Source organism: Micromonospora sp. NPDC005710, from assembly GCF_040630995.1.
GTDB lineage: Bacteria > Actinomycetota > Actinomycetes > Mycobacteriales > Micromonosporaceae > Micromonospora.
The window spans coordinates 16,360-31,760 of the sequence record NZ_JBEXYP010000034.1 but is presented as its reverse complement, the minus strand read 5'-3'; the positions used below and the strand labels follow the sequence as shown (position 1 = coordinate 31,760).

13 protein-coding genes are annotated in these 15,401 nt (G+C 71.4%); 9 read left to right on the top strand and 4 right to left on the bottom strand.

Annotation, left to right across the window (positions count from 1 at the left end):
- Window positions 1-343 precede the first annotated feature (343 nt).
- Together rpsA and coaE are read left to right on the top strand one after the other, a co-directional pair.
- Entirely contained in the window at window positions 344-1,855 is a 1,512-nt protein-coding gene (rpsA, locus tag ABZ406_RS29325; protein WP_357768524.1) for a 30S ribosomal protein S1, read from the top strand.
- Between the two features lie 173 nt (window positions 1,856-2,028).
- Complete coding sequence (gene coaE, locus ABZ406_RS29320) at window positions 2,029-3,210, top strand: dephospho-CoA kinase (RefSeq protein WP_357768522.1); 1,182 nt, start codon at window positions 2,029-2,031, stop codon at window positions 3,208-3,210.
- Between the two features lie 2 nt (window positions 3,211-3,212).
- Here the strand turns inward: coaE and ABZ406_RS29315 are convergent, their stop codons facing one another.
- Window positions 3,213-4,838: a hypothetical protein gene (locus ABZ406_RS29315; protein ID WP_357768520.1), complete on the bottom strand. Its 1,626-nt coding sequence runs from the start codon at window positions 4,836-4,838 to the stop codon at window positions 3,213-3,215.
- A gap of 299 nt (window positions 4,839-5,137) precedes the next feature.
- On the opposite strand from ABZ406_RS29315, the gene uvrB reads away from it, so the two are divergent.
- From uvrB to ABZ406_RS29295, 4 genes are all read left to right on the top strand, one after another.
- A complete protein-coding gene (gene uvrB, locus ABZ406_RS29310) occupies window positions 5,138-7,246 on the top strand; it encodes an excinuclease ABC subunit UvrB (protein WP_357768518.1) in 2,109 nt (702 codons plus the stop codon).
- An 82-nt stretch (window positions 7,247-7,328) separates the two neighbouring features.
- Window positions 7,329-8,138 carry an AraC family transcriptional regulator gene (locus tag ABZ406_RS29305; protein ID WP_357768515.1) on the top strand — a complete coding sequence of 270 codons (810 nt, stop codon included), beginning with the start codon at window positions 7,329-7,331 and terminating at the stop codon, window positions 8,136-8,138.
- Between the two features lie 115 nt (window positions 8,139-8,253).
- Complete coding sequence (locus ABZ406_RS29300; RefSeq protein WP_357768513.1) at window positions 8,254-8,622, top strand: VOC family protein; 369 nt, start codon at window positions 8,254-8,256, stop codon at window positions 8,620-8,622.
- Between the two features lie 196 nt (window positions 8,623-8,818).
- Window positions 8,819-9,676: a helix-turn-helix transcriptional regulator gene (locus tag ABZ406_RS29295; protein ID WP_357768511.1), complete on the top strand. Its 858-nt coding sequence runs from the start codon at window positions 8,819-8,821 to the stop codon at window positions 9,674-9,676.
- A 122-nt stretch (window positions 9,677-9,798) separates the two neighbouring features.
- Here the strand turns inward: ABZ406_RS29295 and ABZ406_RS29290 are convergent, their stop codons facing one another.
- Window positions 9,799-10,092, bottom strand: coding sequence for an antibiotic biosynthesis monooxygenase family protein (locus ABZ406_RS29290; protein ID WP_357768509.1), 294 nt, complete (start codon window positions 10,090-10,092; stop codon window positions 9,799-9,801).
- Window positions 10,093-10,173: 81 nt separating this feature from the next.
- Between ABZ406_RS29290 and pnuC the strand changes: the two genes are divergently transcribed.
- The 3 genes from pnuC to ABZ406_RS29275 all read left to right on the top strand — a co-directional run bounded on the left by pnuC (window position 10,174) and on the right by ABZ406_RS29275 (window position 13,260).
- A complete protein-coding gene (pnuC, locus tag ABZ406_RS29285) occupies window positions 10,174-10,830 on the top strand; it encodes a nicotinamide riboside transporter PnuC (protein ID WP_357768507.1) in 657 nt (218 codons plus the stop codon).
- Window positions 10,827-11,954 (top strand): AAA family ATPase, encoded by a 1,128-nt coding sequence (locus tag ABZ406_RS29280; RefSeq protein WP_357768505.1) that lies wholly within the window; start codon window positions 10,827-10,829, stop codon window positions 11,952-11,954. The genes pnuC and ABZ406_RS29280 overlap by 4 nt, the downstream gene beginning before the upstream one ends.
- 307 nt (window positions 11,955-12,261) lie before the next feature.
- Window positions 12,262-13,260: a TerC family protein gene (locus ABZ406_RS29275; RefSeq protein ID WP_357768503.1), complete on the top strand. Its 999-nt coding sequence runs from the start codon at window positions 12,262-12,264 to the stop codon at window positions 13,258-13,260.
- Between the two features lie 4 nt (window positions 13,261-13,264).
- Here ABZ406_RS29275 and ABZ406_RS29270 read toward each other — a convergent pair whose 3' ends face one another.
- Entirely contained in the window at window positions 13,265-14,281 is a 1,017-nt protein-coding gene (locus tag ABZ406_RS29270; RefSeq protein WP_357768501.1) for an NlpC/P60 family protein, read from the bottom strand.
- Window positions 14,281-15,378: a dipeptide epimerase gene (locus ABZ406_RS29265; RefSeq protein WP_357768499.1), complete on the bottom strand. Its 1,098-nt coding sequence runs from the start codon at window positions 15,376-15,378 to the stop codon at window positions 14,281-14,283. Before ABZ406_RS29265 ends, ABZ406_RS29270 begins: the two co-directional genes overlap by 1 nt.
- Window positions 15,379-15,401 lie beyond the last annotated feature (23 nt).

Here is a 15,401-nt window from a genome sequence, read left to right as displayed (position 1 = left end):
GATCGAGCGCGGCGTGCGGGTGTGCTGCTGACGGGGCCGGCGGGGCTGCTGTGACGCAGGAGACAGCAGGGGACTTTTCCGGGCGATTGTTCGGCTTTCGCAGCTCATGGCACGAAGAGAACCCGGGAGGGCTTGCACGCTGTGGTAATGCGCACGGTAGGCTAGACGATGCGCTCGCGGATCGCGTTGCCTCGGCAGGGAGCAGGTACGCGGTCGTCGGAGCCACATCATGATCTCACTAGGCGATCGTTCGGTGTGCCCGGCGGCGGATCCGCTGGCGCGAACAGGTCACTGCGACACACCAGCCTGCTGTGACAACCCACCGACCGGAGCAACCGCCCACATGACGAGCAGCATCGAGGCCCCCTCGAGCGCCACCCGGGTCACCCACGACGATCTCGGTTCCGAGGAGGCTTTCCTCGCCGCGATCGACGAGACCATCAAGTACTTCAACGACGGCGACATTGTCGAAGGCACCGTCGTCAAGGTCGATCGGGACGAGGTCCTGCTCGACATCGGCTACAAGACCGAGGGTGTCATCCCCTCTCGTGAGTTGTCGATCAAGCACGACGTGGACCCCGCCGAGGTTGTGACGGTTGGCGACCACATCGAGGCCCTGGTCCTCCAGAAGGAGGACAAGGAGGGTCGTCTGATCCTCTCCAAGAAGCGGGCACAGTACGAGCGGGCCTGGGGCACGATCGAGAAGATCAAGGACGAGGACGGCGTCGTCCGCGGTTCGGTCATCGAGGTGGTCAAGGGCGGCCTCATCCTCGACATCGGGCTGCGCGGCTTCCTGCCCGCGTCCCTGGTCGAGATGCGTCGTGTGCGCGACCTGCAGCCGTACGTCGGGCGGGAGCTCGAGGCCAAGATCATCGAGCTGGACAAGAACCGCAACAACGTGGTCCTGTCCCGCCGGGCCTGGCTGGAGCAGACGCAGTCCGAGGTGCGCACCGAGTTCCTCAACAAGCTGCAGAAGGGCCAGGTCCGCAAGGGCGTCGTGTCCTCGATCGTCAACTTCGGCGCCTTCGTGGACCTGGGCGGCGTCGACGGTCTGGTGCACGTCTCCGAGCTGTCCTGGAAGCACATCGACCACCCGTCCGAGGTCGTCGAGGTCGGCCAGGAGGTCGAGGTCGAGGTCCTGGACGTCGACCTGGACCGCGAGCGGGTCTCGCTGTCGCTGAAGGCGACCCAGGAAGACCCGTGGCGGCAGTTCGCCCGCACCCACGCGATCCAGCAGATCGTGCCGGGTAAGGTCACCAAGCTGGTGCCGTTCGGTGCGTTCGTCCGCGTGGACGACGGCATCGAGGGCCTGGTCCACATCTCCGAGCTGGCCGAGCGCCACGTGGAGATCCCGGAGCAGGTCGTCCAGGTCGGCTCCGAGGTCATGGTCAAGGTCATCGACATCGACCTCGAGCGCCGCCGGATCTCGCTGTCGCTCAAGCAGGCCAACGAGGGCTTCGTCGAGGGCGAGGAGCACTTCGACCCGACCCTCTACGGCATGGCCGCGACGTACGACACCGAGGGCAACTACATCTACCCCGAGGGCTTCGACCCGGAGACGGGTGAGTGGCTCGAGGGGTACGACAAGCAGCGCGAGACCTGGGAGAACCAGTACGCCGAGGCTCGTGTGCGCTGGGAGGCCCACACCAAGCAGGTGCAGACCTCTCGGGCTGCCGACGCCGAGGCTGCCGCCAACCCGACTCCGGCCGTTCCGGCCGCTGGCGGCGGCGGTGGCGGTGGCACCACCTCTTCGTCCAGCCCGGCCCCGAGCCGGCAGGCCGAGGAGCCGGCCGGCACGCTGGCCACCGACGAGGCGCTCGCCGCACTGCGGGAGAAGCTCGCCGGCGGTAAGTGACCCGCTGAACGACGACAGGCCCCGTTCCCGCGATCTCCGGATCGCTGGGGGCGGGGCCTTCGCCGTACCCGTCGAAGGCCGCCGCCTGGCCTGCCCCGGGGGCGAGTCGGCGCGGTGTGCGCCGGCAGTGGGTGGGTTTGGCGGCGGGCTCCTCGATCCGGTTGACTGGTCGGGTGCTGAAGGTGGGGTTGACGGGCGGGATCGGGTCGGGCAAGAGCGCGGTGGCCGCGCGGCTCGTCGAACGGGGCGCGGTGCTCGTCGACGCCGACCGGGTGGCCCGGGAGGTGGTGGCGCCGGGTACGGACGGGCTGGCCGAGATCGTGGCCGCGTTCTCCGACGCGGTGGTGGACGCCGAGGGCGCGCTGGACCGTGCCGCACTGGGGGCGGTGGTCTTCGCCGACGAGACCGCCCGGCGTCGGCTGGAGGAGATCACCCACCCCCGGGTCCGGGCCCGTACCGCGGAGCTGGTCGCGGCGGCGGCACCCGACGCGATAGTCGTCAACGACGTACCGCTGCTGGTCGAGGTGGGGCTCGCGCCGACGTACCACCTGGTGGTCGTGGTGCAGACGGCCGTGGCGACCCGACTGGAGCGGCTGGCCCGCGACCGGGGAATGGGTCGCGCGGAGGCCGAGCGGAGGATGGCCGCCCAGGCCGACGACGCTCGTCGCCGGGCGGCGGCGGACGTGGTGCTGACGAACGACGGAGGTCTGGCGGCCCTGCACGACGCCGTCGACCTGCTCTGGCAGCAGCGGCTGGTGCCGTACGAGGACAACCTGCGCCAGCGGAGGGTGGTGCCGCCGGCGCCCACCGAGTCGGCCGGGGCCGACGCGAGCTGGCTGGAGCAGTACGCGCGGCTGGCCGCCCGGATCCGGCACGCGCTCGGTGCGGACGCCCTCCGGGTCGATCACATCGGTTCGACGGCGGTGCCCGGCCTGGCCGCCCAGGACGTCATCGACGTGCAGGTGGCTGTCGCCAGCCTCGCCGACGCGGACGGGCCGTTGGCCGATCGGCTGGCCGCCGCCGGGTTCCCACGGGTGCCGGGGCAGTGGTGGGACGACCCGCGCCCGGCCAGCCGGGGCCAGTGGGAGAAGCGGCTGCACGGCAGCGCCGACCCGGCCCGCCCGGTTCGTCTGCACGTGCGGCTCGTGGATTCGCCGGGCTGGCGGTACGCGCTGTTGATGCGCGACCACCTGCGCGCCGACCCGGATCAGCGGGCCGCGTACCTGATGTTCAAGCGGGATCTGGTTGACGCGGCGCCGGAGTTCGGCGATTCCGGCACCGCCGGCAACCCGTGGTTCGACGAGGAGTACCTGCGGGCCGAGCAGTGGGCCACGCAGACCGGCTGGCGCCCCTGACGTCAGCGGACACCGGGCCGACGGGCCGGCGCTGACCGTCGAGGGGTGGCCGGCCGAGGGTTGGCGGCCAGTCGGGGTACGACGGCGGGGTGGAGGTCCAGGTGGGCCCAGGCGCCGCCGTCGGTCCGTACCTCGAGCCGGCGGAGCGACCCGTCCCGGTCGATCCAGTAGCGCAGCCGCGCGTCCGCCGGACCCGACTCGATGACGTCCACGGTCCGACCGGCGGCGACGTCCTCGCGTACCCGAACGGCCGTGCCACGGTGTCCGACCGATCCGGCGGTCACCGCGGCGTCGACAAGGACTGCCAGGTCGTCGCGGCCGGGCCGGGAGACCCGCCAGGCCCCGGCGGGGGGCGGCAGCGGCGGTCGGGCCGGCGCCTCCGCGGTGCCGCCGCCGGCCTCGACCGTCGGCAGGTCGACCCGGGCCAGGCCTGCGGCGTCGCGTCGCAGCAGGGTTCGGCGATCGGGCACGCCCAGGTCGGCCACCGCGAGGTACGCGGTACGCGCGGTCCAGCTCAACCAGCCGGCGCCCCGCAGGTTCGTGTCAATGCCCATCGGCGCGGTGAGCGTCAGAGTGGCTCCACCCTGGGCGCGGAGCCGAGCCGGCAGCCGGTCGAGCCGACGCTGCTCGGCGTCGGTGAGCGTGCGGGGCAGACCGGGTCGGCCGCCGAGTGCGTCCACCGGCCGCAGTGTCGGCCGGTCCGCCCGGTTGAAGATCATCGTGACCGGGCCGGCGCCGGGCAGCCGGGTGACCAGTTTGTGCAGCCGGGCGTCCTGGTCGAGCCAGTACCGGGTCTGTCCGTCCGTGCCGGGCATCGCGGGGCTGGCCGTGCCGGCGGCCGGCGTGCCACTGGGCAGTGACGCCTGGATGACGTCCACCGGGCCGGCTGGCACTGTCTCCCGGGCCACCCAGCGCGCGGCGGGTGACGCCGCCGCCCGGCTCGTGGCGTCCGGGCGGTCGGCGGCGAGGTTGAGCAGCAGGTCCAGCACCGGTGCCAGCTGCGCACCGGGCACCAGTCGGTGCAACCGCCACCGGTCCTCCGGGGCCACCAGTGGTGGCGCGGCGGGCGTGGGCACCGCCGCCGGATCGGGCCGGATCACCAGCACCGGGCCGCTCTTCTGCAACAGCCCGCGCTCGGCGCCCGCGCCCGGCCCGCCCACGTCGAGGTAGAGCAGCGACCGCGACCAGTCCACCCAGCCCGCCAGCTCGATGCGGGTGGCGCCGGTGCCGGCCGTGACGCGTACGCCGGCGCGCAGGTCCCGCAGGTTGGTTACCCGCACGGCGGCCAGCCGCTCGTCCTCCGCCACCGTCACCGGCCGGGCCGGCTCGGGTGGGTCGGGCGCCCAGCTCAGCAGCCCGAGCACCAGGGCCGTCGCGGACGTCACCGCCGTCAGACCGAGCAGGAGCAGCACCGTACGCCGACGATGTCCGGCCGAGGTCGGGCCGGGGGTGTCGGTGCTGTCGGGGGCCTCCGGGGTGTCGCCGGCCGAGCCGGTGCGGTGCCGCCCGCTGCCGTTGCCGCTGGCCGGGCCGCCGCCGAGGCCGGCGGGGTTGCCGGTCCTCGGGTCGTTGGGCCGGGGCGTGCCGGTGCGGGCGGCGTCGGGGGCCGGGGTCGCAGAGGTGTCCACGGCTGTGAAACGGGCGGGGAGGCACCGGGGTGACGAGCAGGGGCGCTCGCGGCGGCCGGTCTGCGCCTCGAGCGCGACCACACGGGTGCGCACGCCGGACGAGCCGGGTGCAGCGACCGCAGTGCCGGGGGTGACCGGCCGTGATGTTGGCCTGGCCACCGGCCCGGTCGGCCGCCGCGAGCGGCCTACATGAAGAGGGTAGTCCCGGTGACATGGGCCACACAATGGAAATATTGAAGCTGATCACGTACCTGGCGTGACGGCCGTTCCTGTCGGACCTCCGGCGTACCGTTGACGACATGGCGCTCGACATTCCCCGGCTGGACAGCCGCTTCCAGGTCGTCAGTGAGTTTCAGCCGGCTGGCGACCAACCGGCGGCCATCGACGACCTTGAGCGTCGGGTTCGACGCGGAGACCGCAACACGGTGCTGCTCGGCGCGACCGGCACCGGCAAGAGCGCCACCACGGCGTGGCTGATCGAGCGGCTGCAACGCCCCACCCTGGTGCTCGCCCCGAACAAGACGCTCTGCGCGCAGCTGGCCAAGGAGTTCAGTGAGCTGCTGCCGCACAACGCCGTCGAATACTTCGTGTCGTACTACGACTACTACCAGCCCGAGGCGTACATTCCGCAGACCGACACCTACATCGAGAAGGACTCCTCGATCAACGAGGAGGTGGAGCGACTGCGGCACTCGGCGACGATGTCGCTGCTCACCCGCCGCGACGTGATCGTGGTGGCGACCGTCTCGGCGATCTACGGCCTGGGCACCCCGGAGGAATACCTCAACCGGGCGGTCCGCATGCAGACCGGGCAGGAGTTCGACCGCGACCAGTTGCTGCGCCGGCTCGTCGACATCCAGTACACCCGCAACGACATGGCCTTCCAGCGGGGCACCTTCCGGGTCCGCGGCGACACGCTGGAGATCATCCCGGCGTACGAGGAACTGGCGATCCGCATCGAGCTGTTCGGTGACGAGGTGGAGAAGCTCTACTACCTCAACCCGTTGACAGGTGACGTGGTCCGTGAGGTCGACCAGTTGGTGATCTTCCCGGCGACGCACTACGCGGCCGGTCCGGAGCGGATGGAACGGGCGATCCGCGACATCGAGGTCGAGTTGGCCGAGCGGCTGGCCGAGCTGGAGCGGCAGGGCAAGCTGTTGGAGGCGCAACGGCTGCGGATGCGCACCACCTACGACATCGAGATGATGCGGCAGGTGGGCTTCTGCTCCGGCATCGAGAACTACTCGATGCACATGGACGGGCGGCTGCCCGGCAGTCCGCCGCACGCTCTGCTCGACTACTTCCCCGACGACTTCCTCACCGTGGTCGACGAGTCGCACGTGACGATCCCGCAGATCGGCGGCATGTACGAGGGCGACGCGTCGCGTAAGCGCATGCTCATCGACCACGGCTTCCGGCTGCCCAGCGCGGCCGACAACCGGCCGTTGCGCTTCGACGAGTTCCTGGAGCGGGTTGGCCAGATGGTCTACCTGTCCGCGACCCCCGGCACCTGGGAGATGGAGCAGGCCCAGGGTGAGTTCGTCGAGCAGGTGATCCGACCCACCGGTCTGGTCGACCCGCAGGTCGTGATCAAGCCGACCAAGGGCCAGATCGACGACCTGATGCACGAGATCAAGTTGCGGACCGACCGGGACGAGCGCGTGCTGGTCACCACGTTGACCAAGAAGATGGCCGAGGACCTGTCCGACTACCTCCTGGAGAACGGCATCCGGGTGCGCTACCTGCACTCGGAGGTCGACACGTTGCGCCGGGTGGAGCTGCTGCGTGAGCTGCGCAAGGGCGACTACGACGTGCTCGTCGGCATCAACCTGCTCCGCGAGGGTCTGGACCTGCCCGAGGTGTCGCTGGTGGCGATTCTCGACGCCGACAAGGAGGGCTTCCTCCGCAGCGGTCGGTCGTTGATCCAGACCATCGGGCGGGCCGCCCGTAACGTCTCCGGTCAGGTGCACATGTACGCCGACAAGATCACTCCGTCGATGGCGGCGGCGATCGACGAGACCGATCGGCGGCGGGCCAAGCAGATCGCGCACAACGAGGCGCACGGCATCAGCCCGGAGCCGCTGCGCAAGAAGATCCACGACATCCTGGACGACATCTACCGCGAGGCGGAGGACACCGAGAATTCCCGGGTGGGGGGCGCGGTGCGTCAGCTGTCCCGGGGCAAGGCGCCGGTCAAGGAGACCCGCAGCCGCAGCCGAGTCGCCGCCGGCACCACCTCGCGGGAGGGGATGGCCCGCGCCGACCTCGCCCAGCTCATCCAGGAACTCAACGACCAGATGTTGGCCGCCGCCCGCGAGCTTCAGTTCGAGTTGGCGGCCCGGATCCGCGACGAGGTCTCCGACCTGAAGAAGGAGCTCCGCGGCATGGACGCCGCCGGGGTGAAGTGACGGCCAGACGGTCGGCCGGGCCCGGCGCCCCGCTCGGGCCGGGCCGACCGGGGCACGCGAAGGGCGGGGACTGTTGGCGACGGTGACGCCGATCGGCGAGATGGTCCTCGGGCTGCCCGACGCCAGCCTGCTGCCGTTCGTCGACAGGTACGTGGGCTACCGGGAACGGGCGGCCGTGCCACTGGTTCGTCGGCAGTCGGCGGGCGTCTTCGTGGTGCTGATCCTGGGTTGGGGCGCTCCACTGGACGTGACCGACCCGCGCAGCGCGGAGCGCGGCATCACCGCTGTCGACTCGTTCGTGGCCGGCACCTTCGACAGTTGGTGCACCACGCGGACCGTGGGTGTAGGGGAGGGCGTCGAGTTGCTGCTCGCCCCGCTGACCGCCCGTCGGCTCCTCGGCCTGCCGTTGAGCGAGTTGACCAACCGGGCCGTCGACGTCGGGCAGTTCCCGGGCCGGTGGCTGGATCGGCTGCGCGGCCGGCTCGCCGAGGCCCCCGGCTGGCCGGCACGGTTCGCCCTGCTCGACAGGGTGCTCGCCGCCCGGCTGGCGGCGTCCCCACCGGTGGACCCACGGCTCGACTGGGCGTGGCGGCGGCTCGTCGCCAGTGCTGGGCGGGGGAGCGTCGGTGTGCTCGCCGACGAGTTGGGCTGGAGCCGGAGGCACCTCGCGTCCCGGTTCCGGCAGGACGTCGGGCTGCCGCCCAAGATGGCCGCCCGGCTGTTGCGTTTCCAGCAGGCACACGCGGCGTCGACCCAGGTCGGCGCGGCCGGGCGAGGCGTCGACTGGGCCGCTGTGGCGGCGGGCTGTGGCTACTACGACCAGTCTCACCTGATCCGGGACTTCCACCAGTTCGCGGGTGCGACGCCGGCCGCGCTGCTCGCCGCGCGGTGACGAGGGCCGGCTGACCGCTGTCGCGCCGGCGACGGTGGTCGTGTTCGGCTGTGCGGGGCGGCCGAGGTCACATTCGTCCAATCCAGGTCGGCGCCGCCGGCCGCAGAATCGGGTCATGCGAACCATCTATCCGATCTTCCGTTACCCCGATCCCCGCGCCGCGATCGACTGGCTCGGCGCCGCCTTCGGTTTCCAGGTGCATGCCGTGCACGAGGCGCCGGACGGCTCGGTGGCGCACGCCGAACTGGCCCTCGACACCGGCATGATCATGCTGGGTGGCCGGGCCGACACCCCGCCCCGGCCGGCCGACGACGACTGGTCGGTCTACGTGGCCGTACCGGACGTCGACGCGCACTGCGCCCAGGCCCGCGCGGCGGGCGCCGAGATCACCCGCGAGCCGTTCGACACCGACTACGGCTCCCGTGACTACGCGGCCCGCGATCTGGCCGGCAACGTCTGGTCCTTCGGTACCTACCGGCCGTGAGCCGAACCGGACCGGCCGCAAGCGGTGGCTCATCCGGGGCGGATTTCGTCTGCCGTAACCACAGCTGACCTGCGGAAACGGCACGTGTGGGTTGGCTCGACCGGTCGGCGGCGCCGAATGCCCTGATTGCGGTGTGCGAGCGCGCTATTGCACTGGGTGATCGTCCTGCGTAGTCTCCCTCGGTGGGGAGGCCGGGATGCCGCTGCCAACAAGTCCTGTTATTCGACGTGCACGTCTCGGCGCAGAATTGCGCCAACTCCGTCGGCGCGAGTCGCTGACCCTGGAACAGGTCTGCGACCGGTTGGGCTGGGCCTCGACGTCGAAGCTGTCCCGCATCGAGCTGGGCCAGAGTCGCCCGGACCTCGCCGACGTGCTCGATCTGCTGGACGTCTACAAGGTGCCCACGCCCGCCCGCGAGGCGCTGATCGTCATCGCCCGGGACGCGGCGACCAGTCGGGGCTGGTGGAAGACGCTCGGCGAGATGAGCGAACGGCAGCGCACCTACGCCGAGTTGGAGGCGGGCGCCGCCGACATCGTGGAGTACCAGCCGTCGGTGGTGCCGGGGTTGCTGCAGACGCCCGCGTACGCCCGGGTGCTGGTCGCGGCCGGCGCGCAGCTCACGCCGGAGGTCGATGTGGAGGCCGAGGTGCGGGCCCGGGCGCTGCGGCAGGAGGTGCTGCGGCGGGCCTATCCGCCGCGCTACACGGCGGTGCTCGCCGAGGCCGTCTGCGACGCGGGTGACCTGCCGCTGGAGGTCTGGCGTGAACAGTTGCGTCATCTGGTCGCCGTGACCGGGCTGTCCCACGTCACGGTGCGGCTGTTGCCCCGTGGAGCGGCCGGTGGCGGGCTGCACCCGCTCACGCCGTACTCCTGCTATGCCTTTCCCGACCCGGCGGACCCGCGCACGGTGATGCTCGAGGCGTTGACCACGGACGTCCGACTGGCCACCGTGCTCGACGTCGACCGCTACGAACGGATGACCGCGGCGCTGCTGGCCGCGGCGTTGTCACCGGAGGAGACGGTCACCGTGCTGGCCCGCCGCGTCGGCGAGTAACGGCAGCGGGCGCCGACGTTCGAGGCGCCGCGCGGCAACCGGGCCCGGCGCCCCCGAGCCCGTCGGGACCGGCAGCCGGCGCGTGCGCCCGGCACGATAACCGCGGGGTACGACAGCTCGGATCACGCCGGCACGTCGAGGAAGTGTTCGACAACCGGCGGTCCCGCGAAGTGCGGCCCGATCAGCGCCCGCCACTGCTCGAACCGCTCGGTGGCCCGGAAGTTCTCCTCGTGCGCCTCGACCGAGTCCCATTCGACGAGCAGCACGAACCGGGTCGGTGACTCGATCCCTCGGGTCATCCGCACCGACCGGCAGCCGGTCGCCCCGGCGAGCACCGGGTGACCCTCGGCGTACGCCTCGGCGAACGCGTCCTCGTGTCCGGGAAGTACGTCGATGAGCGCGACTTCAAGCACCATGTCGACAGCCTCCCATGACTCCGCCGACGGTAGGTGTCGCGGGGTCTGTCGCGGTGCCGGCTCCGCACCTAGGGTGGCCTCGTGATCATCGACTGGCTCACCGGCACCGCGTTCCGGGTGGCGGGTACGGGCACCACCTGGGCAGAGTTGCTGGGGTTCGCGACAGGCGTGCTCAACGTGTGGCTGGTGGCCCGGCAGAAGATCGCCAACTGGCCGATCGGCATCGCCAACGTGCTGCTGCTCATGCTGCTGTTCTGGACCGCCGGGTTGTACGCCGACGCGGGGCTTCAGGTCGTCTACGTGGCGCTCGGCTGCTACGGCTGGTGGCACTGGCTGTTCGGTGGCGAGCAGCGCAGCCGGCTGACGGTGAGCCGGACGGGGCGGCGGGAGTGGCTGGCGCTGGCCGCCGCCGGGGTGCTGCTCACCGGCGTGCTCTGGGTGCTGCTGGACCGGGCCACCGACTCGACGGTGCCGCTGCCGGACGCGTTGACCACCGCGCTGTCGCTGCTGGCCACGTACGGGCAGACCCGCAAGCGGGTGGAGAGTTGGTGGCTCTGGATCGTCGCCGACCTGATCTACATTCCGTTGTACGCGTACAAGGGACTGCACCTGACGGCCGTTCTGTATCTGGTCTTCCTCGCCCTGTGCGTGCTCGGGTTGCGGGCCTGGCGGGCCGACCTGCGTCAGGCCGCCGGGCCGACGCCGGTCCCGCCCAGCCCGGCCCCGGTCAGTGCATGAGCGCCGACCGGCCGGGGCACCTGCCGACCGCACGCCGGCCGGGGCGTTCTCCGGAGTTCGGGCACGGGATGGTGGTGGGGAAGTTCTACCCACCGCACGCCGGGCACCACGCCTTGATCGCTGCCGCCGCCGCCCGTTGCGCGGAGGTGACTGTCGTCGTGGCGCCCTCGCGTCGGGAGTCCATTGCGCTTCCGCTGCGTCTCGACTGGTTGCGGGAGGTGCACGTGGACACTCCCTGGGTCCGTTTCGTCGGCCGGTACGACGACCTCCCGGTGGACTACGCCGATCCGGCTGTCTGGGACGCGCACTGCGCGGTGTTCCGTGCCGCGGTCGGCCCAAGGTCGGTGGACGCGGTCTTCTCCTCCGAGGCGTACGGGGCCGAGTTGGCGCGGCGCTTCGACGCCGTACCCGTGTCGGTGGATCCGGATCGGCGGACGGTGCCGGTGTCCGGGACGGCGGTGCGCGCGGACCCGGCGGGTCACTGGCGGTGGCTGAGCCCACCGGTGCGGGCGTGGTTCGTTCGGCGGGTGGTGGTGGTCGGGGCCGAGTCGACGGGGACCACGACGATGGCGGCGGCGCTCGCCGGGCACTATGGCACGTCCTGGGTGCCGGAGTACGGCCGGGAGTTGACCGCTCGCAAGCTGACCCGGTTGCGGGAACGCCGGCCGGAGGCGACCGTCTTCGACGTGACCTGGGACTCCGACGACTTCCGCGAGGTGGTCCGCGAGCAGCAGGCGGCCGAGGACGCGGCGGCCCGGACGAGTGGGCCGCTGCTGGTCTGCGACACCGACGCACGGGCGACGGCGGTGTGGGAGGAGCGCTACCTGGGTGGTGCATCGCCGGAGGTGCGGGCGGCGGCCCGCAGGCCGGCGCTGTATCTGCTGACTGATCACCGCGGGGTGCCGTTCACCGATGACGGGTTGCGCGACGGTGAGCACCTGCGGGCCTGGATGACCGAGCGGTTCCGGGCCGAGTTGGCGGGCTCCGGGGTGCCGGTGGTGGAGCTGACCGGCTCGCCGACCGAGCGGTTGGCCCGGGCGGTGCGGGCCTGCGACGACCTGCTCGCCGCCGGCTGGTCGCTCACCGACCCGATCGCCGCCCCCCGACTCACACTAGCCTCCTAGGAAGCTCTAGGCGGTGTGTGCCACGCAAACCGGGTGGTGAGCGACACCGGGTGCCCGAGGTGTGATCACGGGGCGTGGTGGGCAACAATGGTCACCGAGGAGGGGAGTATTCCCCCGCAACGGAGTCGTCAGCACGGTCGATAGCCGGAACCACGGTGACCCGACCCGGCCCCGTAGGTCGCCGCCCCTTCGGGGGTGACGGCGGAAGAGACCTCCGACAGTCACCAGAGTGAGCGACAGCGGCACGCCGGCTCCCGCAGGGGCGTACGGTGTGCCCGACGCCGCGTGTCTGCCGGAGGAATGAACGTTGGACGTGTCCGGATTGGTGTGGGCGGGGACGCTTGTCGCACTGACTGCGGTCCTGCTGGTCGACCTGTTGATCATCGGTCGGCGTCCGCACGAGCCGAGTGTGCGGGAGTCGAGCCTCTGGGTCGCCTTCTACGTCGGTCTCGCACTGCTCTTCGGCGCGGGGGTCTGGTTGACCTCCGGGGCCAGTTCGGCCGGCCAGTTCTACACCGGCTGGCTCACCGAGTACAGCCTCTCGGTGGACAATCTCTTCGTCTTCGTGATCATCATGGCTCGCTTCGGGGTGCCCCGGCAGTACCAGCAGAAGGTGCTGCTCGTCGGCATCGTGCTGGCGCTGGTGATGCGCGGCGGGTTCATCGCCGCGGGCGCCGCGCTGATCACGCAGTTCTCCTGGGTCTTCTACATCTTCGGCGCGTTCCTGATCTACACGGCGGTGAACCTGGCCCGGCAGGGCGAGCCGAACGAGGACGAGTTCTCCGAGAACGTGCTGATCCGGTGGAGCCGCAAGGCGCTGCCGATCTCGAAGGAGTACGACGGCGCGAAGCTCACCACCCAGGTGGCCGGGCGGCGGTTGTTCACCCCGATGCTGATCGTGATGATCGCGATCGGCACCACCGACCTGATCTTCGCTCTGGACTCGATCCCGGCGATCTTCGGCATCACCCAGGAGCCGTACCTGGTCTTCACCGCGAACGTCTTCGCGTTGATGGGCCTCCGGCAGCTCTACTTCCTGCTCGGTGGCCTGCTCGACCGGCTGATCTACCTGAGCTACGGCCTGGCCGTCGTGCTCGGCTTCATCGGGGTCAAGCTGGTGCTGGAGGCGCTTGCCGACAACAACCTGCCGTTCATCAACGGTGGCGAGCACGTCGGTTGGGCGCCGCACATTCCGATCTGGTTGTCGCTGCTCGTCATCATCGGCACCCTGGGCGTCGCCACCGCCGCCAGCCTGATCAAGTCCTCCCGGGACCGGCGTCGCGAGTTGACCGACGCCCGAGGCTGACGGGTCACCGGCCGGGAGCGGACACGCTTCCGGCCGGTGCGACCCGGTGGGCGCCCACGAGCGTGGCGGTGCGGTCGGCCGGTAGCGGCTCCTCGATGACCCGCCGCCGCCGGTAGCAGGCGTGCAGCATCCGGCGCTGGCCGCCGTCGCCGGGCGTGGCGGTGACGATGCCGATGTGGTGGATCTTGCGGCCGGGTCGGGCGAAGAAGTACAGGTCGCCCGGGCGTTCCTCGCCCAACGGCAGCGGGGTGGTGGCCACTGCCTGGTCGTCGGCGTCGCGGGGCAGCAGCACCCCGAAGCGCCGCCAGGCCAGGTGCACCAGCCCGGAGCAGTCGATGCCGTGCGCGGAGAGGCCGCCCCAGATGTAGACCACGTCAAGCAGTCGCTGGGCGACAGCGAGCGCCTCCTCCGGCGTCGGCGAGGCGGCCGACGCCGGGACCAGGTGCCCGTCGGGGAGCCAGAGCGGCGTCGTGCGACCGGGGACGTGCACCGGCCGCCACCCGTCCTTTGCGGGGCCGGTCGGGACGAGGCGGGTGCCGACGACGACGCCTGGCAACTCCACCGGCCCGTTCGGCGCGGCGTGCAGCCCGGTGACTGTGGCGTCCACCACCAGCGGACGTTCGGTGCCGGGGTGGGTCGGGTCGGCGGCGGTCAGCTGCTCGGCGGGCAACCAGCCGGGATAGCCGCGCGGGTCCAGCTTGGCGGCTGGTTGTTCGACGGCGACCACCCGGGCCCAGCCGTCCGGGCGGAGTTCGCTGACGAGGACCCGTTCGCCGAGCAGAAGTTGACTCAGCACGCAGTCGCCGACCTGCTGGTCGGTGTCCAGTCCGGAGATCCAGGTCGGGATGTCGACACCGGTGGTCAGTGCTGGGCAGTCGACCGGACGGACCGCTTCGGGGGCGGCCCACAGCGTCGCCACGGCTACCCGGACGACGGCCTCACGGCCCGGTTGCAGCTCCACGTCAACCCCCAGATCGTGTCGGCTGTCCAGGCAGACCTTATGAAAGAAACCGACACTCATCAACCACGAGTCTGCACTTTTGCTTCAGTGATTCCGGAGATTCCCAGGCCAGGGGCGTCCGGCAACACCACGCTCGCCCCGTCGTAGCGGATGCCGCCCTGCACCGGTGACCAGGCCAGCCACCAGGCGGCGTCCAGGTCGGCGACAGCTGTCGTGCCGTACGCGGCGACCAGGCTCGCCGCCGCCCCGATGCCGACCTGGCTCTCCATCATCGAGCCGACCACAGTGCCCAGCCCGTGGGCGGTGGCCAGGTCGAGCAGAGTGCGGGCCGGATGCAGTCCGCCGCACTTGGCCAGCTTGACGTTCACCAGATCGGCCGCCCGGCGGCGAATCACCTCCACCAGGTCACGGACCCCGAAGACCGACTCGTCGGCCAGGATCGGCACTGACACCCGGTCGCTCACCCAGGCCAGCCCGTCCAGGTCCCAGCGGGACACCGGCTGCTCGACGAGTTCCACGTCGAGCCCGGCGTCCTCGATGCCGCGAATCACCCGGACCGCCTCCCGGGGCGTCCAGCCCTGGTTGGCGTCCAACCGGATCCGGGTGCCCGGACCGACCGCCGACCGCACCGCCCGCACCCGGTCCAGGTCACCTGCCGCGTCGGTGCCGACCTTCAACTTGAGCACGCCGAAGCCGTCGGCCTGCCGCTGCCGCGCCGCGGTCGCCAGGTCCACCGCATCGCCCGCCGCCAGCGTCACGTCCGTCGGGACCCGCAGCGTGGTTCCCCCGAGCAACCGCACCAGTGGTACGCCCAGCCGCCGCGCGGCGAGGTCGTGCAGGGCGACGTCCACCGCCGCCTTCGCCGCCTCGTTGCCGACCACCGCCCGCTGCACCTCGGTGCACCGGGTCACCAGGTCGTCCGGGTCACGGCCGATCAGTTGCGGGCCGAGCACCTCGTGGACGCACGCGTGCGCGCCGGCGGCCGACGCGCCGGTGACCTGCCAGACCTGGGGCGCCTCGCCGAAGCCGGACCGGCCGTCGCCGTCGACGAGTTCGACGACCAGGGTGTCCACAGTGGTGGTACGGCGGAGCGCGGTGACGAACGGGGTGTGTAAGGGGGCGGAAACCCGGTGGGTGCGTACCGCCGAGATCGTCATGTAGGGCACCCTATACGGAGGTT

Bases quoted from the DNA above. Each gene is read 5' to 3' on its own strand.
- rpsA (WP_357768524.1), top strand. From the start codon at position 344: ATGACGAGCAGCATCGAGGCCCCCTCGAGCGCCACCCGGGTCACCCAC.
- uvrB (WP_357768518.1), top strand. From the start codon at position 5,138: ATGGCGCTCGACATTCCCCGGCTGGACAGCCGCTTCCAGGTCGTCAGT.
- ABZ406_RS29300 (WP_357768513.1), top strand. From the start codon at position 8,254: ATGCGAACCATCTATCCGATCTTCCGTTACCCCGATCCCCGCGCCGCG.
- ABZ406_RS29295 (WP_357768511.1), top strand. From the start codon at position 8,819: ATGCCGCTGCCAACAAGTCCTGTTATTCGACGTGCACGTCTCGGCGCA.
- ABZ406_RS29290 (WP_357768509.1), bottom strand. From the start codon at position 10,092: ATGGTGCTTGAAGTCGCGCTCATCGACGTACTTCCCGGACACGAGGAC.
- ABZ406_RS29280 (WP_357768505.1), top strand. From the start codon at position 10,827: ATGAGCGCCGACCGGCCGGGGCACCTGCCGACCGCACGCCGGCCGGGG.
- ABZ406_RS29270 (WP_357768501.1), bottom strand. From the start codon at position 14,281: ATGAGTGTCGGTTTCTTTCATAAGGTCTGCCTGGACAGCCGACACGAT.
- ABZ406_RS29265 (WP_357768499.1), bottom strand. From the start codon at position 15,378: ATGACGATCTCGGCGGTACGCACCCACCGGGTTTCCGCCCCCTTACAC.